This is a genomic window from Aliihoeflea sp. 2WW (assembly GCF_000497755.1).
Taxonomy (GTDB): Bacteria; Pseudomonadota; Alphaproteobacteria; order Rhizobiales; family Rhizobiaceae; genus Aliihoeflea.
In genome coordinates this window covers 1-22463 of the sequence record NZ_AYOD01000008.1, presented here as the reverse complement: position 1 = coordinate 22463, position 22463 = coordinate 1, and the positions used below count along the sequence as shown (strand labels likewise).

Annotated in this window: 27 protein-coding genes; 15 read left to right on the top strand and 12 right to left on the bottom strand. The window is 63.8% G+C overall.

Annotated elements, in window-relative coordinates:
* The first annotated feature begins 9 nt into the window (after window positions 1-9).
* The gene (gene smpB / locus ALII_RS0105135; protein ID WP_024586252.1) at window positions 10-483 is read left to right on the top strand and encodes an SsrA-binding protein SmpB; all 474 of its coding nucleotides are present in this window, start codon (window positions 10-12) and stop codon (window positions 481-483) included.
* 113 nt (window positions 484-596) lie between these two features.
* Here the strand turns inward: smpB and ALII_RS0105130 are convergent, their stop codons facing one another.
* Both ALII_RS0105130 and ALII_RS0105125 read right to left on the bottom strand, forming a co-directional pair.
* Window positions 597-1274, bottom strand: a complete 678-nt coding sequence (locus ALII_RS0105130) for a uracil-DNA glycosylase (RefSeq protein WP_029660216.1) — start codon at window positions 1272-1274, stop codon at window positions 597-599.
* A complete protein-coding gene (locus ALII_RS0105125; RefSeq protein WP_024586250.1) occupies window positions 1271-1855 on the bottom strand; it encodes an NYN domain-containing protein in 585 nt (194 codons plus the stop codon). Before ALII_RS0105125 ends, ALII_RS0105130 begins: the two co-directional genes overlap by 4 nt.
* A gap of 250 nt (window positions 1856-2105) precedes the next feature.
* Here ALII_RS0105125 and rpoZ point away from each other — a divergent pair, with 250 nt between their 5' ends.
* The 10 genes from rpoZ (at window position 2106) to ALII_RS0105075 (ending at window position 10319) form a co-directional block, all read left to right on the top strand.
* On the top strand, window positions 2106-2504 hold the full coding sequence (rpoZ, locus tag ALII_RS0105120; RefSeq protein WP_024586249.1) for a DNA-directed RNA polymerase subunit omega: 399 nt from the start codon (window positions 2106-2108) through the stop codon (window positions 2502-2504).
* Window positions 2505-2612: 108 nt separating this feature from the next.
* Window positions 2613-4841, top strand: a complete 2229-nt coding sequence (locus tag ALII_RS0105115; protein WP_024586248.1) for a bifunctional (p)ppGpp synthetase/guanosine-3',5'-bis(diphosphate) 3'-pyrophosphohydrolase — start codon at window positions 2613-2615, stop codon at window positions 4839-4841.
* Between the two features lie 13 nt (window positions 4842-4854).
* Entirely contained in the window at window positions 4855-5430 is a 576-nt protein-coding gene (gene pyrE / locus ALII_RS0105110; RefSeq protein ID WP_024586247.1) for an orotate phosphoribosyltransferase, read from the top strand.
* Window positions 5431-5575: 145 nt separating this feature from the next.
* The gene (locus ALII_RS0105105) at window positions 5576-6160 is read left to right on the top strand and encodes a DUF2062 domain-containing protein (protein WP_024586246.1); all 585 of its coding nucleotides are present in this window, start codon (window positions 5576-5578) and stop codon (window positions 6158-6160) included.
* A complete protein-coding gene (gene acpS, locus ALII_RS0105100) occupies window positions 6157-6567 on the top strand; it encodes a holo-ACP synthase (RefSeq protein ID WP_024586245.1) in 411 nt (136 codons plus the stop codon). Before ALII_RS0105105 ends, acpS begins: the two co-directional genes overlap by 4 nt.
* 83 nt (window positions 6568-6650) lie before the next feature.
* Entirely contained in the window at window positions 6651-7394 is a 744-nt protein-coding gene (gene lepB, locus ALII_RS0105095; RefSeq protein WP_024586244.1) for a signal peptidase I, read from the top strand.
* Window positions 7391-8107, top strand: a complete 717-nt coding sequence (gene rnc / locus ALII_RS0105090) for a ribonuclease III (RefSeq protein WP_024586243.1) — start codon at window positions 7391-7393, stop codon at window positions 8105-8107. Before lepB ends, rnc begins: the two co-directional genes overlap by 4 nt.
* Complete coding sequence (gene era, locus ALII_RS0105085) at window positions 8104-9024, top strand: GTPase Era (RefSeq protein ID WP_024586242.1); 921 nt, start codon at window positions 8104-8106, stop codon at window positions 9022-9024. Before rnc ends, era begins: the two co-directional genes overlap by 4 nt.
* Before the next feature lie 18 nt (window positions 9025-9042).
* Window positions 9043-9804: a DNA repair protein RecO gene (recO, locus tag ALII_RS0105080; RefSeq protein WP_024586241.1), complete on the top strand. Its 762-nt coding sequence runs from the start codon at window positions 9043-9045 to the stop codon at window positions 9802-9804.
* Window positions 9801-10319, top strand: a complete 519-nt coding sequence (locus tag ALII_RS0105075) for a PaaI family thioesterase (protein WP_024586240.1) — start codon at window positions 9801-9803, stop codon at window positions 10317-10319. Before recO ends, ALII_RS0105075 begins: the two co-directional genes overlap by 4 nt.
* 137 nt (window positions 10320-10456) lie before the next feature.
* On the opposite strand, the gene ALII_RS0105070 is transcribed toward ALII_RS0105075, so the two are convergent.
* From ALII_RS0105070 to ALII_RS0105060, 3 genes are all read right to left on the bottom strand, one after another.
* Window positions 10457-11695, bottom strand: a complete 1239-nt coding sequence (locus tag ALII_RS0105070; RefSeq protein WP_024586239.1) for an MFS transporter — start codon at window positions 11693-11695, stop codon at window positions 10457-10459.
* Between the two features lie 92 nt (window positions 11696-11787).
* The gene (locus ALII_RS21550; RefSeq protein ID WP_029660215.1) at window positions 11788-12231 is read right to left on the bottom strand and encodes a LysM peptidoglycan-binding domain-containing protein; all 444 of its coding nucleotides are present in this window, start codon (window positions 12229-12231) and stop codon (window positions 11788-11790) included.
* 46 nt (window positions 12232-12277) lie between these two features.
* Window positions 12278-13093: a mechanosensitive ion channel domain-containing protein gene (locus tag ALII_RS0105060; protein WP_029660214.1), complete on the bottom strand. Its 816-nt coding sequence runs from the start codon at window positions 13091-13093 to the stop codon at window positions 12278-12280.
* 242 nt (window positions 13094-13335) lie between these two features.
* On the opposite strand from ALII_RS0105060, the gene ALII_RS0105055 reads away from it, so the two are divergent.
* The gene (locus tag ALII_RS0105055) at window positions 13336-14460 is read left to right on the top strand and encodes a peptidase C39 family protein (protein WP_024586237.1); all 1125 of its coding nucleotides are present in this window, start codon (window positions 13336-13338) and stop codon (window positions 14458-14460) included.
* Window positions 14457-15923, top strand: coding sequence for a RimK family protein (locus ALII_RS0105050; protein ID WP_024586236.1), 1467 nt, complete (start codon window positions 14457-14459; stop codon window positions 15921-15923). Before ALII_RS0105055 ends, ALII_RS0105050 begins: the two co-directional genes overlap by 4 nt.
* 188 nt (window positions 15924-16111) lie before the next feature.
* Here the strand turns inward: ALII_RS0105050 and ALII_RS0105045 are convergent, their stop codons facing one another.
* The 6 genes from ALII_RS0105045 to ALII_RS0105020 form a co-directional block, all read right to left on the bottom strand.
* Entirely contained in the window at window positions 16112-16720 is a 609-nt protein-coding gene (locus ALII_RS0105045; protein ID WP_024586235.1) for an HD family hydrolase, read from the bottom strand.
* A complete protein-coding gene (locus ALII_RS0105040; protein ID WP_024586234.1) occupies window positions 16720-17565 on the bottom strand; it encodes a folate-binding protein YgfZ in 846 nt (281 codons plus the stop codon). The genes ALII_RS0105045 and ALII_RS0105040 overlap by 1 nt, the downstream gene beginning before the upstream one ends.
* Before the next feature lie 73 nt (window positions 17566-17638).
* Window positions 17639-18301 carry a hypothetical protein gene (locus ALII_RS0105035; protein ID WP_244437314.1) on the bottom strand — a complete coding sequence of 221 codons (663 nt, stop codon included), beginning with the start codon at window positions 18299-18301 and terminating at the stop codon, window positions 17639-17641.
* An 84-nt stretch (window positions 18302-18385) separates the two neighbouring features.
* The gene (locus tag ALII_RS0105030; protein ID WP_024586232.1) at window positions 18386-18643 is read right to left on the bottom strand and encodes a hypothetical protein; all 258 of its coding nucleotides are present in this window, start codon (window positions 18641-18643) and stop codon (window positions 18386-18388) included.
* A 121-nt stretch (window positions 18644-18764) separates the two neighbouring features.
* On the bottom strand, window positions 18765-19136 hold the full coding sequence (locus tag ALII_RS0105025) for a TIGR02301 family protein (protein WP_024586231.1): 372 nt from the start codon (window positions 19134-19136) through the stop codon (window positions 18765-18767).
* A gap of 89 nt (window positions 19137-19225) precedes the next feature.
* Window positions 19226-19636 (bottom strand): NUDIX domain-containing protein, encoded by a 411-nt coding sequence (locus ALII_RS0105020; RefSeq protein WP_024586230.1) that lies wholly within the window; start codon window positions 19634-19636, stop codon window positions 19226-19228.
* Between the two features lie 46 nt (window positions 19637-19682).
* Here ALII_RS0105020 and ALII_RS0105015 point away from each other — a divergent pair, with 46 nt between their 5' ends.
* On the top strand, window positions 19683-20441 hold the full coding sequence (locus ALII_RS0105015; protein ID WP_024586229.1) for an SOS response-associated peptidase: 759 nt from the start codon (window positions 19683-19685) through the stop codon (window positions 20439-20441).
* Window positions 20442-20445: 4 nt separating this feature from the next.
* On the opposite strand, the gene ALII_RS22280 is transcribed toward ALII_RS0105015, so the two are convergent.
* Complete coding sequence (locus tag ALII_RS22280; protein ID WP_152529542.1) at window positions 20446-20613, bottom strand: transcriptional regulator; 168 nt, start codon at window positions 20611-20613, stop codon at window positions 20446-20448.
* 362 nt (window positions 20614-20975) lie between these two features.
* Between ALII_RS22280 and cysS the strand changes: the two genes are divergently transcribed.
* Window positions 20976-22415 carry a cysteine--tRNA ligase gene (cysS, locus tag ALII_RS0105000; RefSeq protein ID WP_024586228.1) on the top strand — a complete coding sequence of 480 codons (1440 nt, stop codon included), beginning with the start codon at window positions 20976-20978 and terminating at the stop codon, window positions 22413-22415.
* Window positions 22416-22463 lie beyond the last annotated feature (48 nt).

Here is a 22463-nt window from a genome sequence, read left to right as displayed (position 1 = left end):
TGCGATGACATGAGCAAGGATAAGGACAACAATTCCAAGCTGGTCGCGGAAAACCGCAAGGCACGCTTCTCCTTCGAGGTGACCGACACCTACGAGGCCGGCCTGTCGCTGACGGGCACGGAGGTAAAGTCGCTGCGCGAAGGCCAGGCGAATATCGGCGAATCCTACGCTTCGGCGGAGGGCGGCGAAATCTGGCTGATCAATTCGTACATTCCCGAATACACGCAAGGCAACCGTTTCAACCACGAGCCCCGCCGCCGTCGAAAGCTTCTCCTGAAGAAGAAGGAGATGGCCCGCCTGAAACAGGGCGTCGAGCGCGAAGGCATGACGATGGTCCCGCTGAAGATTTACTTCAACGAAAAGGGCCGCGCGAAGCTGCTCTTCGGCTTGGCGCGCGGCAAGAAGCTGCACGACAAGCGCGAGACGGAAAAGCAACGCGACTGGGGTCGGGAAAAGGCGCGGCTTTTGAAGAACCACGGGTAGAAGGAGGGGAGTAGGGGAGTACGGGATTAGGGGAGTAGGGGAAGAACTTTTCTTCCCATTGTCGAAGTCCGCTGATGCTCTTCACTCCCCTACTCCCCTACTCCCCTACTCCCCTACTCCCCTACTGCCGAATCCAAAAACCCCCGCACATCCCTGAAAACATCGACGAACATCTCTTCCGTCAGCCGTCCCGTATTCGTGTTGTACCGCGAGCAGTGATAGCTCGAGAATACGCGGATGCCGCCGATTTCGGTCTGCGCCTGATGGCCGAATTTGTGCTCCGCAACCCGGCCGCCGAGCGCGCGCACGACGGACTGGTGCGAGATCGAGCCAAGCGTCACGATTGCCTTCAAATTCTCGAACCGGCCGATCGTCGGCACGAGAAATTTACGACAGGTGTTGATCTCTGCGCCCACCGGCTTGTTCTCCGGCGGCACGCAGCGCACGGCGTTAGTGACGGCCGTCTCGATGAGTTGCAGACTGTCGTCGGGGCGGGCTTCGAACTCGCCTGTGGCGAAGCCGAACCGTTTCAGCGTCGAGTAGAGAAGGTCGCCGGCATAGTCCCCGGTGAAGGGGCGGCCGGTCCGGTTGGCCCCGCGCAGGCCGGGCGCGAGCCCGACGATGAGCAGCCGAACGCTGCCATCGCCTGCCGTCGGCAGCCAGGTCGGCACCGGCGCGTTGAACCAGTGCGGCTCGCGCGCGCGCCACGCCGCGATGAAGTCGTGCAGGCGCGGGCACAACGGACAGTCGGGTGACGGTTCGGCCGGTCCGACGGAAACGATGCGGCTCATTCGAACTCGTCTTCGTCGACGGGTTCCGGCGCGGGACGGCGGGCGATGCGCTCTGCGCCCTCGCGTCCGATCTCGGCCTTGAGCGAATTCAGGTCGATGAAATGATCGGCCTGCCGGCGCAGATCGTCCGAGATCATTGGCGGCTGCGAGGCCATGGTCGAGATCACAGAGACCTTGCGGCCCTTGCGCTGGAGCGCATCGACGAGGCTGCGAAAATCGCCGTCGCCGGAAAAGATGACGTAGTGGTCGATCGTCGAGGCGAGTTCGAGCGCGTCGACCGTCAGCTCGATATCCATATTGCCCTTGATCTTGCGCCGGCCCATCGCGTCGGTGAACTCCCGCGCGGGCTTGGTGACGACCTTGTAGCCATTATAGTCGAGCCAGTCGATCAGCGGCCGGATCGAGGAATATTCCTGATCCTCGATCAGCGCGGTGTAGTAGTAGGCGCGCACGAGATAGCCGTGCTTCTGGAAATGCGTGAGCAGCTTGCGGTAGTCGACGTCGAAACCGAGTGCGCGGGACGTGGCGTAGAGATTGGCGCCGTCGATGAAGAGGGCGATCTTTTCGCGCGGATCGAACATGGCAATTGTTCCTGTCGAAATGGCCGGCCTGTCGAAATGACTGGCGCCCAAGGGCGAAAATCGAATTCAAGCGAAACTGAATATAAGACAGACATACGGGCAATGGCGCCGCGTGCCAACATCGCAGCGGCTGGGCTCAAGCATTTTTGATTGTGTGGACGCAGCGTCTCGCAATGCTTGTCAAGAGGCGAAGTTTTCGCTATGGAGCACGCAATCTCCCGACACCTGAAGACATGAAAGGGGCGTTCCCATGGCCCGCGTCACCGTTGAGGATTGCATCGACAAGGTCGACAACCGGTTCGAGCTCGTTCTGCTCGCCGGCCACCGTGCCCGCCAGATCTCGCAGGGCGCCGCGATCACGATCGACCGCGACAATGACAAGAACCCGGTCGTCGCCCTTCGCGAGATCGCCGACGAGACGCTCTCACCGGAAGATCTGAAGGAAGACCTGATCCATTCGCTGCAAAAGCACGTCGAAGTCGACGAGCCGGAAGTCGAGGCTCCCGCGCTGTCGACGGAGACTGGCGACGAGACGATCATCGCGACCGACGAGAGCGAAGAGAACGTCACCTTCGACCGCATGTCGGAAGACGATCTCCTGGCCGGCATCGAAGGCCTTGTCGCGCCGGAAAAGAGCGACGATTTCTGATCGTCGCGGCACGGCAATCTTCCGCCGCGGCCTATTGATGACTATCTAAATTATATGCCGCGCCGCTATGATGGCGCGGCATATTTCGTCTGAAGGGTCCGGTTCCACATGATGCGGCAATACGAGCTTGTCGAGCGCGTCCAGCGCTACAAGCCCGACGTGAACGAAGCGCTTTTGAACAAGGCGTATGTCTATGCCATGCAGAAGCATGGTCACCAGAAGCGCGCATCCGGCGACCCGTATTTCTCCCATCCGCTCGAAGTGGCCGCGATCCTCACCGACATGCATGTCGACGAGGCGACGATCGCCGTCGCGCTGCTCCACGATACGATCGAGGACACCTCGGCCACGCGCCAGGAGATCGACACGCTGTTCGGCCCGGAGATGGGCAAGCTCGTCGAGGGCTTGACCAAGCTCAAGAAGCTCGATCTCGTCTCCAAGAAGGCCGAGCAGGCTGAAAACCTGCGCAAGCTGCTTCTCGCCATTGCCGAGGACGTGCGCGTCTTGCTGGTCAAGCTGGCCGACCGGCTGCACAACATGCGCACGCTCGACCACATGCCCGAGCACAAGCGCATCCGCATCGCCGAGGAGACGATGGACATCTATGCGCCTCTGGCCGGGCGCATGGGCATGCAGGACATGCGCGAGGAGCTGGAGGAACTGGCCTTCCGTACCATGAACCCGGAAGCCCACCGCGCGGTCACCGAGCGTCTCGCCGACATCTACGAGCGCTCGAAGGACGTCATCGGCGAGATCGAGAAGTCGCTTTCGGTGCTGTTCGAGAAGTACGACATCAAGGCGACGGTGAAGAGCCGGCAGAAAAAGCCGTGGTCGGTCTTTCGCAAGATGGAGACCAAGGCGCTGTCTTTCGAGCAATTGTCGGACATTTTCGGCTTTCGCGTCATCGTCGACAATGAAGAGGACTGCTACCGCGCGCTCTTCGCGATCCACACGACCTGGTCGATGGTGCCGGGCCGGTTCAAGGATTACATCTCGACGCCGAAGCAGAACGACTACCGATCCATCCATACGACGATCGTGGGCCCGTCGCGCCAGCGCGTGGAACTGCAGATCCGCACGCGGCCGATGGATGACGTCGCCGAATACGGCGTCGCCGCCCACACGCTCTACAAGGATGGTGCGACGGTATCGGGCAATGGCGGTCTGAAGTTGTCCAAGGACACCAACGCCTATGCTTGGCTGCGCCACACGATCGAGCAGCTTTCGGAAGGTGACAATCCGGAGGAATTTCTCGAGAATACCAAACTCGAACTGTTTCAGGACCAGGTCTTCTGCTTCACGCCGAAGGGCCGGCTGATCGCGCTGCCGCGCGGCGCGACGCCGATCGACTTCGCCTACGCCGTCCATACAGATGTCGGCGATACCTGCGTCGGCGCCAAGATCAACGGCCGCATCATGCCGCTGATGACCGAATTGAAGAATGGCGACGAGGTCGAGATCATCCGCTCGAAGGCGCAGGTGCCGCCCGCCGCATGGGAATCCGTCGTCGTCACCGGCAAGGCGCGCTCGGCCATCCGCCGCGCGACCAAGAATGCCATCCGCAAGCAATATTCCGGCCTCGGCACGCGCATCCTCGAACGCGCCTTCGAGCGCTCGGGCAAGAAATTCTCCAAGGAACTGCTGAAGCCCGTCCTGCACCGCTTGGCGCGCAAGGATGTCGAGGACGTGCTGGCCGCCGTCGGGCGCGGCGAATTGTCGTCGCCGGACGTCGTGCGTGCTGTCTATCCCGACCACAAGGAGGAGAGGGCGGTGCAGCCGCCGCGTCAGCGCGAAGAGGGTTGGTTCAACCTGCGCAATGCGGCCGGCATGCTGTTCCAGATGCCGCGCTCGAACGAGCCGGAAAAACCCGGCCGGCGCGAGAGTGCCGGTGCACTGCCGATCCGCGGCGTGCGCGGCGACCTGCCGGTCAAGTTCGCCCCGGAAGGCGCCGTTCCGGGCGACCGCATCGTCGGTATCATGCATCCGGGCTCGGGTATCACGATCTACCCGATCCAGTCGCCGTCGCTCACCGCCTTCGACGACCAGCCGGAACGGTGGATCGACGTGCGCTGGGACATCGACGAGGACACCAAGGAGCGCTTCCCCGCGCGCGTCTCGGTGACGGCTCTGAACGAGCCCGGATCGCTTGCGAATATCTCGCAGGTGATTGCATCGAACGACGCCAACATCCATACGCTGTCCATGCTGCGCACCGCGCCGGATTTCACCGAGATGGTGTTCGATCTCGAGGTCTGGGACCTGAAGCATCTGAACCGGCTGATGTCGCAACTGAAGGAAAATGCGAGCGTTTCGGAAGTGCGCCGCGTGAACGGATAGGAAAAGACGGCAGATGCAGACTGAAGACGTATTGGCGATTTTCCGCGAGGCGGGCGCTATCCTGGAGGGGCATTTCATCCTGACCTCAGGCCTGCGCAGCCCGGTCTTCCTGCAAAAGGCCCGCGTGTTCATGCATGCCGACAAGACCGAGCGTCTGTGCAGGGCGCTCGCGGAGAAGATCCGCGCCGAGGCCGGCGAGATCGACTATGTCGTCGGTCCGGCCGTCGGCGGCATCATTCCCGCTTATGAAACCTCTCGTCATCTCGGCGTGCCCGCGGTCTGGGTCGAGCGCGAGGCGGGCGTCTTCAAGCTGCGCCGGTTCGAGATGGAAAAGGGCGCGCGCGTCGTCATCGTCGAGGACATCGTGACGACGGGCCTGTCGATCCGCGAGACCGTCGATTGCCTTCGCGAACTCGGCGCCGAAATCGTCGCGGCGGCCTGCATCGTCGACCGTTCCGCCGGCAAGGCCGATGTCGGGGTGCCGCTCATCGCGCTCGCCGAATATGAGGTGCCGGCCTATCCGGCCGACGCGCTCCCGCCCGAACTCGCCGCCATTCCGGCCATCAAGCCTGGAAGTCGCAACATCTGACGATGTCGGCGGCCGTTCACGAAACATTACATGATGATCGCGCATTGTAGCGGCTCGGTCTCCATGCCTATATCGTGATGACTGGACCATTCGAATCCCTGATGAGGGAACCGGGCAGGAAGCCCGGCCTGAGCGACGCAAAGGTATGCTTTTCAGACGACGTAAGACGGCGGATTTCGGCGAGAAGTTGCGGGTGATGTTCTGGCCGCGGCGCTCGTTCGCGCGCTCCGCCCGCTATTTTTCGAGACGGGTGCTGCGCCTGACGGCAACGCCGCATGCCGTGGCAGCAGGCGTGGCGGCCGGGGCCTTCGCATCCTTCCTGCCCTATATGGGCTTCCACTTTCTCATCGCCGCCGGCCTTGCATGGCTTTTGCGCGGCAATCTGATCGCGTCGGCGCTGGGAACGGCGGTTGGCAATCCGATCACTTTTCCCTTCATCTGGGGGTGTTCGCTGGGGCTCGGCCGATACATGCTGCAGGGACGTGAACCGGGTGAGGTGGTGCCACTGCAACTGGGGCGCGTCTTGACCGAGCTCGATTTCGCACTCCTTTGGGAGCCGCTGTTGAAACCGATGACGGTCGGCGGGGCGATGCTCGGAACGCTGTGCGGCCTGATCCTCTATCTTCTGACCTATTGGGCCGTCGGTCTGTTCCGCGAACAGCGGCGCCGGCGCCTTGCGGACAAGGCGCGCCAGCGCGCGCATCCGGCCCTGACGCAGCCCGCACGATGATCGTCGGCATCGGCAGCGACCTCATCGACATTCGTCGCATCGAAAAGACCATCGAGCGCCATGGCGAGCGCTTCATCAATCGCGTCTTCACCGAAATCGAGCAGGAAAAATCCGACCGGCGTAAATTGAGGGCGGCCTCCTATGCCAAACGCTTCGCCGCCAAGGAGGCCTGCGCCAAGGCGCTCGGCACCGGCCTTGCGCGCGGCGTCTTCTGGCGCGACATGGGCGTCGTCAATCTTCCGGGCGGCAAGCCCACGATGCGGCTGACCAATGGGGCGCTCCAGCGCTTGATTGCCCTGATGCCGCAAGGCCACAAGCCCGTAATCCACCTGACGATCACCGACGATTTCCCGCTCGCTCAGGCCTTCGTCATCATCGAGGCGCTGGCCGATCCATCCGCGGCGTGACCAAGCGACGCAACGGCGTTGCCGCAGACGCCGGCAAACGCTAAGACGAACCGCAGCCCGCAAAGTACGGAAAGAATCTCAGCGTGTCGGACAAGAACAACAAGAAATCCGGCGGTTTCGGTGAAACCGTCAGCGTCATCGTGCAGGCTCTGCTTCTGGCGCTGGTCATCCGCACGCTGCTGTTCCAGCCCTTCTCGATCCCGTCCGGGTCGATGCGCCCGACGCTGCTCGAGGGCGATTATCTGTTCGTCACCAAATGGGCCTATGGCTATTCGAAGCATTCGCTGCCCTTTTCGCCACCGCTTTTCGAAGGCCGCATCTGGGGTTCGGAGCCGGAGCGCGGCGACGTCGTGGTCTTCAAGTTTCCGCCCGACCCGTCGCTCGACTACATCAAGCGCGTGATCGGCATGCCCGGCGACACGGTTCAGATGCGCGAAGGTCAGCTTTTCCTGAACGGCGAGGCGGTGCCGCGCGAACTGGTGGACGAACTCGACAATCCCGACATCACCGAGATGGCGCGTCCCGTCGAGGTCTGGCGCGAGACGCTGCCGAACGGCGTTTCCTATGACACGCTCGACCTTTCGCCCAACTCGATCGGCGACAACACGCGCGAATTCCAGGTGCCCGAAGGCCACTACTTCATGATGGGCGACAATCGCGACAATTCGACGGACAGCCGGTTCTCGGTCGGCTATGTCCCGGCCGATCATCTCGTCGGTCGCGCCAACATCATCTTCTTCTCCATGTCGGGCGGCGCAAGCCCGCTCGAAATCTGGCGCTGGCCGACCGAACTGCGCTTCTCGCGCCTCCTCAACTCGGTCGAGTGATGGCCGGAAACAAGACAGATGGCGCGGCACTCGCGGCCGCCATCGAAAAGATCACCGGCATCGCCTTGAGCGACCACGAACGGCTGGCGCGTGCGCTGACCCATGCGAGCGTGCAGGCCGGCGCGGCGGCGCATTACGAGCGGCTGGAGTTCCTCGGCGACCGGGTGCTCGGCCTCGTGATCGCGCAGATGCTGTTCGAAGCGCACCCCGATGCCGCCGAAGGCGAGCTTTCGGTGCGCCTCAACGGGCTGGTCAATGCCGAGACGCTGGCCGATCTCGCCGACGAGATCGGCCTGACGCCGCTGATCCGCACCGGCGCCGAATTCGGTTCGCTGTCCGGCAAGAAGCGGATCAACACGCGCTCCGACGTGATGGAGGCGCTGATTGCGGCGATCTATCTCGAAAAGGGGCTCGACGCCGCCCAAGGCTTCATCCTCGACAAATGGGCCAAGCGCGCCAAAGGCGAGGCGGCCGGGCGGCGCGACGCCAAGACCGAGTTGCAGGAATGGGCGCACCAGCGCGTCAAGGTATCGCCCGTCTATCGCGTGGACAGGCGCGAGGGACCGGATCATGATCCGGTTTTCACGGTCAGCGTGCTGATCGAAGGTCTGGCGCCGGGGCAGGCGCAGGGCCGCTCCAAGCGCGAGGCCGAGCAGGCGGCGGCGACCGCCATATTGACGCGCGAAGGCGTCTGGAAGGACGAGACACGATGACCGACGAATCCACCAATGCCGAGGGTCCGACGCGCTCGGGCTTCGTCGCGCTCATCGGCGCGCCCAATGCGGGCAAGTCGACGCTTTTGAACCAGCTCGTCGGCTCCAAGGTTTCGATCGTCACCCACAAGGTCCAGACGACGCGCGCCATCGTGCGCGGCATCGCGACCCACAAGCGCTCGCAGATCGTCTTCATGGACACGCCCGGCATCTTCAAGCCGCGCCGCCGCCTCGACGAGGCGATGGTGACGACCGCCTGGGGCGGGGCCAAGGATGCCGACACGATCGCCTTCCTGATCGACGCCGAGCGCGGAATTCGCGGTGATGCGGAAACGATCCTCGAGCGGCTCGAAAACGTCCGCCAGCCGAAGATCCTGATCCTGAACAAGATCGATCAGGTGAAGCGCGAAGACCTCCTGGCACTTGCCTCCAAGGCGACCGAGAAGGTCCAGTTCGAGCGCGTCTTCATGATCTCGGCTCTGACGGGCTCGGGCTGCGCCGACCTTCTCGACTATCTTGCCGAGGCTGCGCAGGAAGGCCCCTGGTACTATCCGGAGGACCAGATTTCGGACCTGCCGATGCGCCAGCTCGCCGCCGAGATCACCCGCGAAAAGGTGTTCCTGCGCCTGCATCAGGAACTGCCCTATTCCTCGCATGTCGAGACCGAGGGCTGGGAGGAAAAGAAGGACGGATCGGTCAAGATCGATCAGGTCATCTATGTCGAGCGCGACAGCCAGAAGAAGATCGTCCTCGGCAAGAAGGGCGAGACCATCCGCGCCATCGGCCAGGCCGCGCGCGAAGAACTGGCCGAGATCATGGAGCAGAAGGTCCATCTCTTCCTGTTCGTGAAGGTGCGCGAGAACTGGATCAACGATCCCGAGCGCTATCGCGAGATGGGACTTGAATTTCCCCGCTGACGCGTCGAACTTCGCCTGATGGAATGGCGTGACGACGGCATCATCCTGGGCACGCGCCGGCATGGCGAGACGAGCGTCATCCTCGAAGTGATGACGCGCGGCCATGGCCGCCATCTCGGCCTCGTGCGCGGTGGGCGTTCGCGCAAGATGCAGCCGGTGCTGCAGGCGGGCAACCGGGTCGAACTCGTCTGGCGCGCGCGGCTCGACGAGCATCTGGGCTTCTTCGCGGTCGAACCGGTGGAACTCAAGGCCGCGCAGTTCATGGACAGCGCGGCCAGCATCTATGGCCTGCAATTGTTGGCGGCGCATCTGCGTCTCCTGCCCGAGCGCGATCCCCATGCCGGCCTCTATGAGACGCTGGCAGTGGTGCTCGACCATCTGCGCGAGCCGCAGGATGCGGCCGAACTCGTCGTCCGCTTCGAGCTTCTGGTTCTGGAGGAGCTCGGCTTCGGGCTTGACCTCCAGCGCTGCGCCGCGACGGGAGCGCGCGAGGACCTCGTCTACGTCTCGCCCAAGAGCGGCCGCGCCGTTTCGCGCACGGCGGGCGAGCCCTGGCGCGACAAGCTCCTGGCGCTGCCCGAATTCCTGCAGCGCGGCTCGAAACGTCAGGGCGACGAGGCCGCGATCGCCGACGCCTTCCGGTTGACCGGCTTCTTCCTCGCCCGCCACATCTATGAGCCGCGCGGCATGGACGAGCCCGATGCCCGCATCGGCTTCATCGCCGCGCTGAAAAAGGCGCTCGCCAGCATCCCACCGCATAACGGAGAAAATGCCGCATGACCGCAGTCGAAATCTTCCCGGGCCACGTCGTTCCGCGCGGCCTCGGCACCATTCCGCATGCGGATGTCGAGCATTATTCGGGCCTGGAACTCCTGCAGCGCGTGGTCGACGGCGAATATCCCGCGCCCTCGATCGCCGCCCGCATCAACTTCGCGCTTGTCGAGGTTTCGGAGGGCAGGGCGGTGTTCAAGGGCATGCCGGGTGCGCGCCATTTCAACCCGCTCGGCTCCGTCCATGGCGGCTGGGCCGCAACGGTGCTCGATTCCGCGCTCGGCTGCTCGATCCACACGTTGCTGGCGAAAGGCGAGGGCTATTCGACCGTCGAGATGAAGGTGAATTACCTCCGCCCGATCAGCGAGAAGACGGGCGTCGTGACTTGCGAGGGCAAGGTCGTCAACAAGGGCCGCACGCTCGCCGTCTCGGAAGCGCGGATGATGGACGAAAACGGAAAGCTGCTCGCCATCGGCACCGAGACCTGCGCCATCTTCCCGATCGCCAACATGGCGGCAAGGTAGCGCTCATCCCTTCTCCCCTTGTGGGAGAAGGTGCCCCGAAGGGGAGGGGTGAGACGGCGCCGCCAGGCAACCCCTCATCCGACCTCGGCTGGCGCCGAGGCCACCTTCTCCCACAAGGGGAGAAGGAAGAAAGATCGCTACTCCGCAGCCGCCAATACCGGCCGGTCGACCGGCCGCTCGGCGATCGGCCAGTGGACGATGGCTGCGAAAAGCCCGAGCCCCACGCCCAGCCACCATACCGGATCGTAGGAACCGAGGATGTCGTAGAGATAGCCGCCGAGCCAGACGCCGAGAAACGAGCCGAGCTGGTGCGACAGGAAGACGAGCCCGCCGAGAAGGCCGAGATAGCGCGTGCCGAACATGATCGCGACGAGTGCGTTGGTCGGCGGCACGGTCGACAGCCACAACAAGCCCATCACGATCGAGAACACGATGACCGCCGTCGGTGTCTGCGGCAGCAGCAGGAAGGCAGTGATGGCGATCGAGCGGCCGATATAGATCAGCGCGAGGAAGATGGGCTTGGAATATTTTTGGCCGATGACGCCGGCGGCGAGCGAACCGATGATGTTGAAGAAGCCGATGAAGGCGAGCGCCAGCACGGCATAGCGCGCATCGATGCCCAGATCGCCGATATAGGCCGGGAAATGCGCGGTGATGAAGGCGACCTGGAAGCCGCAGACGAAGAAGCCCGAGACGAGCAGAAGGTAGCTCTTGTGCGCGAAAGCTTCTCGCAGCGCCTCGCCCATCGATTGCTCGAACTGCGCCTGCGGCACCGAGCCCGTCTTCGAATTGCCGACCAGCGGAATGGCGAGGATGGGGATCAGGAGCATCATGGCGCTCATGATCAACAGCGTGTCCGACCAGCCATAGGCGTCGATCAGTCCCTGGCTGACGGGCGCGAAGATGAACATGCCGGCCGAGCCGGCGGCCGTGCCGATGCCGAAGACGATGGAGCGCTTTTCCGGCGGCGTGTTGCGGCCGAACGAAGCGAGCACGATCGAGAACGAGCTCGCCGCGACGCCGAGACCGACGAGGACGCCGCCGGAAATGTGCAGCATGGTCGGCGTGTCGGCGGTGGCCATCATCGCAAGGCCGGCGGCATAGAGCAGGCCGCCGAAGGACAGCACCCGCCACGTGCCGTAGCGGTCGGCGATTGCGCCGAAGATCGGCTGGCCGAGGCCCCAGAGCAGATTCTGGATCGCCATGGCGAGACCGAACGTCGTCCGGTCCCAGCCCTTTTCCGCCAGCATCGGCAACTGGAAGAACCCCATCGCCGAGCGCGGCCCGAACGCCATGCCGGCGATGATGCAGCCGCAGATGATGAGAAGCCACGGCACGGAGCGTGTCGCGGGGCGGTCGGCGGGAATCGTGGTCATGGCGCGCGTCTCGATTGAAGATCGAGACTAGCCGAGCGATTGTTCAAACGGAAACGAATTGAAACGATGGATCGTTCAATTCCGCTGATCGGTCACCTTTGCGGAAAGGGCCAGCCCGGCGAGCCCGGCTGTCCCGGCAGCGGCACCTGGCCGGGCAGCGGGGGACGCGTCGGGTCGAAATAGACCGGCCGCTCGCGGCGAAATTCACGGAGCGGGATGTTGGTCCGCGTCTGGATTCCCGGTCCCGTCTGCGCGATCGGTGGTGCCACCGTCACGCGCGGGCGGTTATAGGGAATCTGCCGCGACGACGCGCCGGCAGGCGGCACCTCGATCATCATGCCGGGTTGCAGCCGGTTTGGCCGCAAGCCGGGATTGGCCTGCATCAGCGCCTCGACATTCGTCCCGCAAGCGGCCGCCATCGCGGAAAGCGTGTCGCCGCGCGACACGGTCACCCGCTCGGGACAGGCCAGCGCGGGCGAGGCGGCGAAAGCGGGCAGGAAAAGCATGCCTGCAAATGCAAGTCGGACGATGTTCATGAGCCCAATCTAGGTCGTGGGACGCCGATTTGCACCCGCCCTCCGCCTATCGTGATGGCGCGGGCGGCGGGAGACGCGGGGCGACGGGGATCGTCAGACCCTTCGCCTCGAAAGCGGCCTTGGCCTTTTGCGTCATGTCGATCTTGGTTTTCCAGAAATCGGCGGTCGCGGTCCAGTAATGCAGCGTCACGCCGACGGCGGCGTCGCCCAGCGTCGCGACGAAGGTCTCGGGCGCCGGCTCTTCGAGGATGCGCTTTTCGCTGGCTGCAAGGTCGAGCAGCGTCTGGCGCGCGATCGCGACGTCGTCGCCATAGGCGATGGTCAGCGTCAGTTCGGTGCGTCGCAGCGGGTTGCGCGTGGCATTTGTCACCGGCACGTTCCAGAGCAGGCTGTTGGGCGCAAAGATATAGAGCCCGTCCGCGCCGCGAAGTTCTGTCGCGAAAAGCCCGATTTCCTCGATCGTGCCGGAAACGGTCGGCGTGGTTATGAACTCGCCGACCCGGAATGGCCGCAGCACGAGGAGCATGATGCCTGCCGCGATGTTCTGCAGCGTCCCCTGCAGCGCGAGGCCGATGGCGAGGCCGACCGCGCCGAGCGCGGCGATGATGCTCGTCGTCTGGACGCCGAACTGTGCCAGTGCGGTGACGCCGACGAGGATCAGGATCGTGTAGCGCACCACCTTGGAGAGGAACCGGCGAAGCGTCTCGTCGACGCCCTTGATGCGCCCGAGGCCGGCATAGAGCGAGCGTTCGAAGATGCCGGCGGCAAGATATCCGACGATGAGGAGCACGATCGCGCCGATGAAAGACAGCGAATAGGCGCCGATCAGCACGCCCGCCTCGCGCAGCGCCAGTTCGCTCATGGTCAGCGCATCGGCGGCGCGGATTTCGAGTTCGTCCATCGGTGATTCCATCCCCTCTGTCGCAGCGCATTAAGCCCTGTGCCGACACGAAAACCAAGCCGTGCAAGGCGCTGGACAGACGTCCCAATTCGGCCATAATCGGGGCGCGAAAGCGAAAATTCGCCGGCCTCGGAAAGGTGTCGGCGGGCCGGAGTTGGGAGGAACAATGCCGGCGCCCGACTTTCCCGAGGAAGTCCGCCGCAATGGCATCCGCACCCATCGCCTCAGGCATCACGCTGCGCGCCGCCCGCATCGGCGACGAGGACGCGTTGGCAGCGCTCGAGGCGCGCGTCTTCACTCATGACCGCATTTCGCGCCGCTCCTTCCACAAGCTGATCGAGCGCTCGACCGCCGAGACGACGGTCGCGATCCTGGACGGCGCGATCGTCGGCTACTGCATGGTCCTGTTTCGCAAAGGCAGCGGCGTCGCGCGGCTCTATTCGATCGCGGCCGACGAACAGATGCAGGGAACAGGTCTGGGTCGCACGCTGCTCGCCGCCGCCGAGCACGCCGCCTACGAGCACGGCCGCATGCTCCTGCGGCTGGAGGTGCGCGAAGACAATCCGCGCGCCATCGCGCTCTACGAGAAGAACCACTACCGCCGCATCGGCGTCGAGGACGGCTATTACGAGGACGGCGTCGCGGCGATCCGCATGGAAAAGCTGCTGCATGGCGAGGTGCGCTCGACCAAGGTGCCGTTCTACGAGCAGACCGCCGATTTCACCTGTGGTCCGTGCTGCCTGATGATGGCGATGGCGCATTTCGACGCCGACTACGTGCCCGAGCCGGTCAAGGAAATCCGCCTGTGGCGCGAGGCGACGACGGTTTTCATGATGTCGGGCCCGGGCGGTTGCGAGCCGTTCGGCCTGGCGGTCGCCGCGCACGAACATGGCCTGAAGCCGGAAATCTTCGTCTCGCACGAAGGCCCGCTCTTCATTCAGTCGGTACGTGATGCGGAAAAGCGCCGGGTGATGCTGCTGGCGCAGATCGATTTTCGCGCCCGCATTGCCGAATACGGCGTCGCTGTCCACGATCGCGCCTTCGTGCTCGACGATATTCGCCGCGCCTTGAAACAAGGACGGCTCGTCGTCGTTCTGATCTCGGGCTTCCTGATGTTCGGCAAGAAGGTGCCGCATTGGGTGCTGGCCATCGACGACGATGGCGACCACATCTTCATCCACGACCCCTGGGTCGAGGACGAGCACGGCGAGACGGCTTCCGACGCGGCGAACGTGCCGGTGCCCTATGAGATGTTCATGCGAATGGCGCAGTTCGGCCATCCCCCCTTGCGGGCCGCCGTCGTGCTCGGAGACAGACGAAAAAAATGACCTGGGTCATCCTGACCGGCCGCAAGAGCGACCTCGACCAGTTCGAAACCCCCCACAAGATCATCACCAACCGGGACTACCTGACCCATCCGTCGCTGTTTCGCACGCAGCGGCCGAAGATCATCAACCTGTCCGGCTCCTACGCCTATCAGAGCCGCGGCTACTACGCCTCGCTCCTGGCCGGTTCGCGCGGCCATCGCATCATCCCGTCTGTCGAGACGATGATCGACCTGTCGGAAAAGAAGCTCTACGAGGCATCGCTGCCCGAACTGGAGCAGACGCTGAACCGCTGCCGCAAGGAACTCGGCGGCAGCTTTCCGACGCGGATCGGCGTCTTCTTCGGCATCGGCCCCTCGAAGGCGTGGGATCGCTTCGCGCGGCTGCTCTTCGACTGGTTCCGCGCGCCGGCGCTGGAAGTGACGATCCGCGACAATGGCGAATGGGCCTCCATAGGCCGCGTCGGCTTCCTGCCGCTTGCTCGGATGAAGGAGGACGAGAAGACCCGCTTCCTCGAAGCGCTCGACACCTACACCGCGCGCGAATGGCGCGACACCAAGCAACGCACGCCCTCGCGCTATTCCTTCGCGACGCTGGTCGATCCGAAGGAGGAACTGCCGCCATCCTCCATCGCCTCGCTCAAATACTGGTCGCGCATCGCGGCCAAGATGGGGGTCGAGGTGGAGCCGATCGGCAAGCGCGACCTGCCGAAACTGGCGAATTACGACGCGCTCTTCATTCGCGAGACGACGACGATCTCGAACCACACCTACCGCTTCGCGCGCCGCGCCCAGCAGGAAGGCATGCCCGTCATCGACGATCCGCTGTCGATGATCCGCTGCACCAACAAGGTCTACCTCAACGAACTGATGGAAGCGCACAACGTGCCCGTGCCGCCGACCGTGATGATCGCCGGCGCCGCGGACCTGCAGCTTGCCGCTGACATGCTCGGCTTCCCGCTTGTGCTGAAGATCCCCGACAGCGCGTTTTCGCGCGGCGTAAAGAAGGCCAATAATTTTGAAGAGTTGAAGACGCTTGCCGACAAGTGGCTGGAGGATTCCGATCTTCTGATCGCGCAGAAATATTCGCCGACCGACTATGACTGGCGGATCGGCGTCCTCGGCGGCCAACCGCTTTTCGCCGTGCAGTATCTCATGGCCAAGAAGCACTGGCAGATCGTCAATCACGACCGCCGCGGCAAGCCCGACGAAGGCGGCTTCCGCGCCTTCACGCTCGCCCAGGCACCCGCCCATGTCGTCGAGACGGCCGTGCGCGCCGCGCGCTGCGTCGGCGACGGGCTTTATGGCGTCGACCTGAAGGAAATGCCGAGCGGCGAAATCTACGTCATCGAGGTCAACGACAACCCCAATCTGGAACACGGCGTGGAAGATGCCGGCGAGAAGGACGAGGTCTGGGTGCGGCTGACCAAGTGGTTCCTGAACCGGCTGGAGAAGCAGGGGCGGTAGCCGGAGAATTACAGCCCGGTCGAACCGTCGAGGCCGTCACCTCTGTGACGAGCACAGACGTGACGGCCGCCATGTAGAAGCCAGGACGAAAACGCTTTCGCTCAGCCCTCTCCACCGTCACCTCTGTGCTCGTCACAGAGGTCCAGGCCGCAGTGTTCAATCTGGGCGCATAAGCCGATATCTCGGGATCAGCGCAGCGCCGCCTCGATCTCCACGAACCGTGCCACGAACGCGTTCTGCACCAGCAATGCAGCCTGCGGCTCCAGCGCCAGTTCGCCAGCCGTGACGCCGGTCGGGCGGCCGAAGAACTTCACCGCCTCGGCCATGCCGAACCCGGCAAGCCGGGTCGCTTCGTGATAGGCGGCGATCTGGTCGGCGCGCTTGATCGCCTTCTTGATCGGCGCTGGGAGGGCAGGCGGCAGGCCGAAACGCAGGTGGATCGCAACCTGCAGCCGGTGCTCGACGATCCGGTAGCTGTCGCCGATCTGCTGCTTGAACGGCGAGATCATGTCGCCGATCACATATTCGGGCGCATCGTGCAGCAGCGCGGCGAGGTGCCAGCGCGGCTCCAGGTCGGGCTCGATGGAACGCAGGATTTTCTCCACGACCAGCGAATGCTGCGCGACGGAGAAGGCATGCGCGCCATGCGTCTGCCCGTTCCAGCGCGCGACGCGCGCCAGCCCGTGCGCGATGTCGCCGATCTCGATATCGAGCGGAGAGGGGTCAAGAAGGTCGAGCCTGCGGCCGGAGAGCATGCGCTGCCAGGCCCGCGCGGGGGCGCCGCGCCGGTCGGGCATCAGTCGGCCGCGGTGGTTTCGGGCAGCGTGTAGCGCGCCCAGGCGGGGATCATCAGCGTCAGCCTGGCATCGCCCGCGAGGATGTCGTGACCGGCGTCCAGCGCATCCTTGACGCGGTCGATGCGCACGATGGCGATGCCGGCGCCGTCCGCGCTCGAACCGAGCGTGCCGATCGGCCGGCCATTGACGGTGATCTCGGTGCCGGGCTCCGGCAGCACATCGCCGCTTCGGGCGATCATGACGCGGCGCCTTGCAGTGCCGCGATGCTGCATGCGCGAGACCACCTCCTGACCGACGAAACATCCCTTCTTCAGCCCGACGCCGCCATTCTGGTCGTAGAGGACATCGTGCGGGAAGACGTCGGAAAGGGAGAAATCCGCGCCACTTTCGGCAATGCCGTTTTCGGCGCGGAGCGCTGTCCAGGCCGTCTCGTCTGTCGTCGCGGCCAGCGCAGCTTCATGGTGCCGCCAGACCGGTTCGGCGAAACGCAGGTCGCGAACGCGTGAATCGGATTGCGAAGCGCTGGAATCATCGCCCCATGAAACGGCGACAAGTTCTTGTTCCTGGACGGCAATCGACACCTTGGCGCGCAATTTGTAGATCGTCAGCCGCTTTGCGAGATCGTCGGCCACATCCGCCCGGCATTCGAGCCGGAACCCGTCGCGGGTGCGTGAGATCAGGAAATCGAACAGGATCTTGCCCTGCGGCGTCAACAGCGCGCCAGGTTTCGCCTCGCCGGCCGCAAGCGCCGCGAGATCCGGCGTGATGAGGTTCTGCAGGAAGTGCTCGGCCTCCGGCCCGTCGACGGTGACGAAAGCGCGGGAGGGGAGGTGAACGGTCGGCATGGAGCGACTCGGCATCTGTTTCGGTGACGCCGCTTAGGTAGGCGCAAGCGCGCGCCCGGGCAAGCCGATGGCCCTATTCGCCGCCGACGAAGAATTCCCATTCGCCATCCGGCGAGATGCCGACGCGAAAGAAGATGTAGGTGCCATAGGCCTTCATCTCCTCGTAGTCGCCGGCGGTGACGAGCTTGAAGAGTTCGACGCGCTGGGGCGGCGTCAAGGTTTCGATCGGGATCGCCACGAAATACGGCCAGGCATAAATCTCGTCATCCGTGCCGATGTCGAGATGAACGAAGCCGGCGGCGAGCACCTCGTAGAGGATAGCGAGGATTTCATGCCCCTCCTCGTCGCCCGAAAGGCTCTTCAGATGGTCGATCGGGTCGCCCTCGACGGCGGAGAGCGATAGCTGCGTCGCATTCGCGCCGGTGGAGAGCAGCGCGCGCAGCGCCTCGACATCGCCGGCCTTGCAGGCTTCCATGATCCGCTCGCGCATGCGCCGGACCGGTTCCGGCAGCAGCATCAAATCGTAGAGGATACGCGGCGTCGCCTCGGGCGCGGACTGGCCGGGCGTTCCCGGACGGATCGGGTCGGGCAGGGGCACTTCGAGGGCGGGAAGGTCCGGACCGCGCTCGACGGCCGGCGCTTGCGGATCGCTTTCCGGTTCCTCGGGGGCTTCGAACTGCGTTTCCTGCAACTCGCTGAAGGCGTGCACGGGCAGGGCGAACAAAAGCGCGCACATGCAGGGAATCGACAGGCGGAGAGCGGCGTTCATCATCGTATGAACGCTAACACGACAGCGCAGGATGCGCCCGCGGCAAAATGGTCAGTGCAACCTCTTGTCGCCATCGAACGCGCCCGAAAGCGCCAGCTTGCGCATCTTTTCCAGAAGCAGCACGGCCGAATCCTCACCGGCCGTCTTGACGAGTTCGCGCAGCGCCGTCGAAAGCGCCGCCTCGGCGATGATTTCCGGTTCGATCCCCGCCGACAGGCCCTCGGCCCACGCCTCGCAATGGCTTTCGACCGCCGTCAGCCGCTTTTCCTCGCGGATGATCGCGTCGATGTCGTTGAGGCTGTAGTTCATCGGCTAACCCCTGGCGCCGCGTTCATCGGCATTTGGCATTTGTCGTTCAGGACTGGTTAAGCCTTTCTACCACAGCAAAAATGTCACGCATCGAGACTTTGATTAAAAAGTTAATCGAATACTAATTGCCGAAGCGTGCGGCGGTATCGCGGGTAAGCTTCTCGCCTTCTTTCATGTAGCGCGAAATGGCTTCGATCGCCGATGGGGTGCAGCGCGTATAGTTGGCTTCGAAAGCCTGGTAGCCGGCGTTGAAGTTGGCGACGAACTTGGCGCGGCGCACCTCGTCCGGGTCCTCGGCTTCCAACAGCCGCTCCATGTGGTCGAGCCACTCGTCGCTCGCCTCGCCGCACAGATTGCGCAGGAAGTGCAGCGATCCCAGAACTTCCGAAAGCCGCACGAGATTGGCTTCGAAGGGCGAATCCGCCGCGCGTGCGCCGGCGCCCGGAGCAACGCTCAGACCGGCGATCAGGAGGATTCGGAAGAGAAGGGGCATGCAGCAGTGCGGTCCGTCAGGTGAAGGTCTTCGTTTAGAACATCACACCGAAAAGTGGTATCCGGCATGCGCTATATTCTGCAGCCGATCTATTCATCGGTGTTCGGGCCGGATTGTGACGCGGCGATCTCGCGCGCGAATTCCAGCGTCGATGAGGTGATGTCGAGCCGTTCCATTTCGCCGATGGTGAACCAGCCGAGGCTTTCCGCATCGTCGCCGGCGACGACAGTGCCAGCGGTCTCATGGGCGAGGAATACGTCGAGTTCGTAGACCATATCCTCGCCCTCGATCTCGATCCGCCGCAGGAGCGTCAACCCACCTGCGACGAGCCCCGTCTCCTCGGCCAGTTCGCGCCTTGCCGCATCTTCGGCGCTTTCTCCCGGCTCGCAGCGCCCGCCCGGAAACGCGTATTGACCCCGCCCCGCGCCGCGCCCGCGCCTGACCAGCAGGAAGCGGCCGTCCCGCAAGAGCGCCACGGAGGCGGCGGCGATGCGCTTCATCGGATTGGCTCTCCCGTTCGTCCGTCAGCTCCACTAAATAGGACGCATGTGTGGACGTTTCGTATTGACCCAGACGGCGGCTCAGATCGAAGCCCTGTTCGCGATCATGCCGATCGAGGGCGGCCTGGCGCCGCGCTACAACATCGCGCCGACGCAGCCGATCCTGATGATCGCCGCCGGCTATCGCCGCGAGCCGGGCTCGAACCTGCCGGACCGCCGAGCCGAACTGGTGCGCTGGGGCTTGCTGCCGTCCTGGGTCAAGGACGTGAAGGCGTTTCCGCTTCTCATCAACGCGCGGTCGGAAACGGTGGCCGACAAGAATGCCTTCCGCGCCGCCCTACGTCACCGGCGTACCTTGGTGCCTGCATCGGGCTTCTATGAATGGAAGCGGGACGGAAAGGGCAGGTCGCAGCCCTATTTCCTGAAGCCGCGCCATGGCGGCGCGCTGGCCTTTGCCGGACTGATGGAAACCTTCATCGACCCGAATGGCAGCGAAATGGATACCGGCGCTATTCTGACCACATCCGCCAACGAGACGCTGGCGCCGATCCACGACCGGATGCCGGTCGTCATCCACGAGCAGGATTTCGCCGAATGGCTTGACTGCGTCGGCAACGAGCCGCGCGACGTCGCGCATTTGATGCGCCCGGCCGAGCCGGATCTGTTCGAGGCGATCCCGGTGTCGGATCGCGTCAACAAGGTCGCCAATGACGACCCCGCTCTTGTCCACCCGGCGCTGGTCGCGCCGGAACCTGTCGTCGAGAAGAAGCCGAAGCCGAAAACGGATCAGCTCAAACTCTTTTAGCCTCTCAGGCCGACTTCTTCATCGTCTGCTGCGATTTCTGATCCGCCGTGCGCTTGCGCGGTGCGGCGAGGACAGCCGCCAGGATCGCTGCCGGGCCGATGTTGCGGTAATGCTGGGTCAGCGACATGTATTCGGCGCGTTGGCGTTCGGTCTTGGTGGCGAGGACGGGCATTTCTCAATCTCCTTATCGTTGTTCGGCGGCTACCCGCCCGAGGTGGGGATCGAATAAGACCAAAGCTTGGCCGCAGGGATGGGTGATGCGGACAATTCAGTTCAATTTGTACCGGCATGCTTAACGCATTCTTTATGCGGCATTTTTGCCACGCGAACGGCCATTTGGCGGCCGTATTTCCGCCCTTGACGCGCCTTGATGGCAGCGCGATAAAGCAGGCCATGAAAACGCAGCTCGCCATTACCGGCATTTGCATTATCGGCTAGCAGCCTGCTGGTCCGGACGTTTTCGCCCTTCCGATCGTGAACGAGAAAACCTCCCGGCCAGCCGGTGGAGGGCTAGTTCCGTGGGAAGGTTGACGCATGACTGAAGCGCCGCAACTGCGCTTGACCAACACGCTGACGAAGACGAAGGAAGTCTTCCGGCCGATCGATCCGCAAAACGTGCGGATGTATGTCTGCGGCCCCACGGTCTACGACTTCGCCCATATCGGCAATGCCAGGCCGGTCATCGTCTTCGACGTGCTGTTCCGGCTCCTGCGCCACCTCTATGGCGAGGCGAACGTCACCTATGTGCGCAACATCACCGACGTCGACGACAAGATCAACGCACGCGCCCTGCGCGACTTTCCCGACCTGCCGCTGAACGAGGCGATCCGCAAGGTCACCGAAACGACGGCGACGCAGTTCCACGAGGACGTCAAGGCGCTCGGCTGCCTCCAGCCGACGCACGAGCCGCGCGCGACCGAGTTCGTCCTGCCCCGCGCGGACGGCAAGGCCGACATGGTCGGCCTGATTCAATCTCTCATCGACCGCGGCCATGCCTATGCGGCGGCAGGGGAAATCCTCTTCGACACGGTCTCGATGGCGGATTACGGCAAGCTCTCCGGGCGCATCCTCGAAGACCAGCGCGCCGGCGCCCGCGTCGCCGTCGACGCGCACAAGAAGAACCCCGGCGACTTCGTCCTCTGGAAGGCCTCGAGCGATGCCGAGCCCGGCTGGGACGCAACCTTCACCATCGACGGCAAACTGCTCCCCATCCGCGGCCGCCCCGGCTGGCACATCGAATGCTCGGCCATGTCCGCCGCCTATCTCGGCGAAGTCTTCGACATCCACGGCGGCGGCCTAGACCTCATCTTCCCCCACCACGAAAACGAAATCGCCCAATCCCGCTGCGCCCACGGCACGGAGGTGATGGCGAACTACTGGCTCCACAATGGATTCCTGCAGGTCGAGGGTCGCAAGATGTCGAAGAGCGAGGGCAATTTCGTCACGATCCATGACTTGTTGCACACGGAGAAGTTCGGCGGCCGGAAATGGCCGGGCGAGGTGCTGCGATTGGCGATGCTGATGACGCATTATCGCGAGCCGATCGATTTTAGTCGGAACAAATTGGCTGAAGCGGACCGCCTGATTACGCTCTTCCACGAGTACATGGACGGTTGCGCCGAAGGTCAGGTGCCGGCGGAGTTCATGGAATTCTTGTTGGACGATTTCAATTCGGCAGGGGCGCTAAATTGGCTGGCAGCGCAGCGCAAGGATCGCTCAATTGGCCGACAAGACTTTCGAGCAGCCTACGCCGCTCTTGGCTTGAAGGTTACGCCAAAAACGTTCCGCGTTGAGGGCTTCAGCGATGACCGGATTCGGAAGTTTCGTGATGAACGCCTCGCCTTCATCGCCGCCAAGAACTGGAGCGAAGCCGATCGCATCCGCGACGAACTTCTGGCTCAGGGCATCCAGTTGAAGGACGGCAAGGACCCCGCCACCGGCGAGCGTGTGACGACGTGGGAGGTGAAGAGGTGAGGCTTGCGTCAGGCACCCCCCTCTGGCCTGCCGGCCATCTCCGTGACG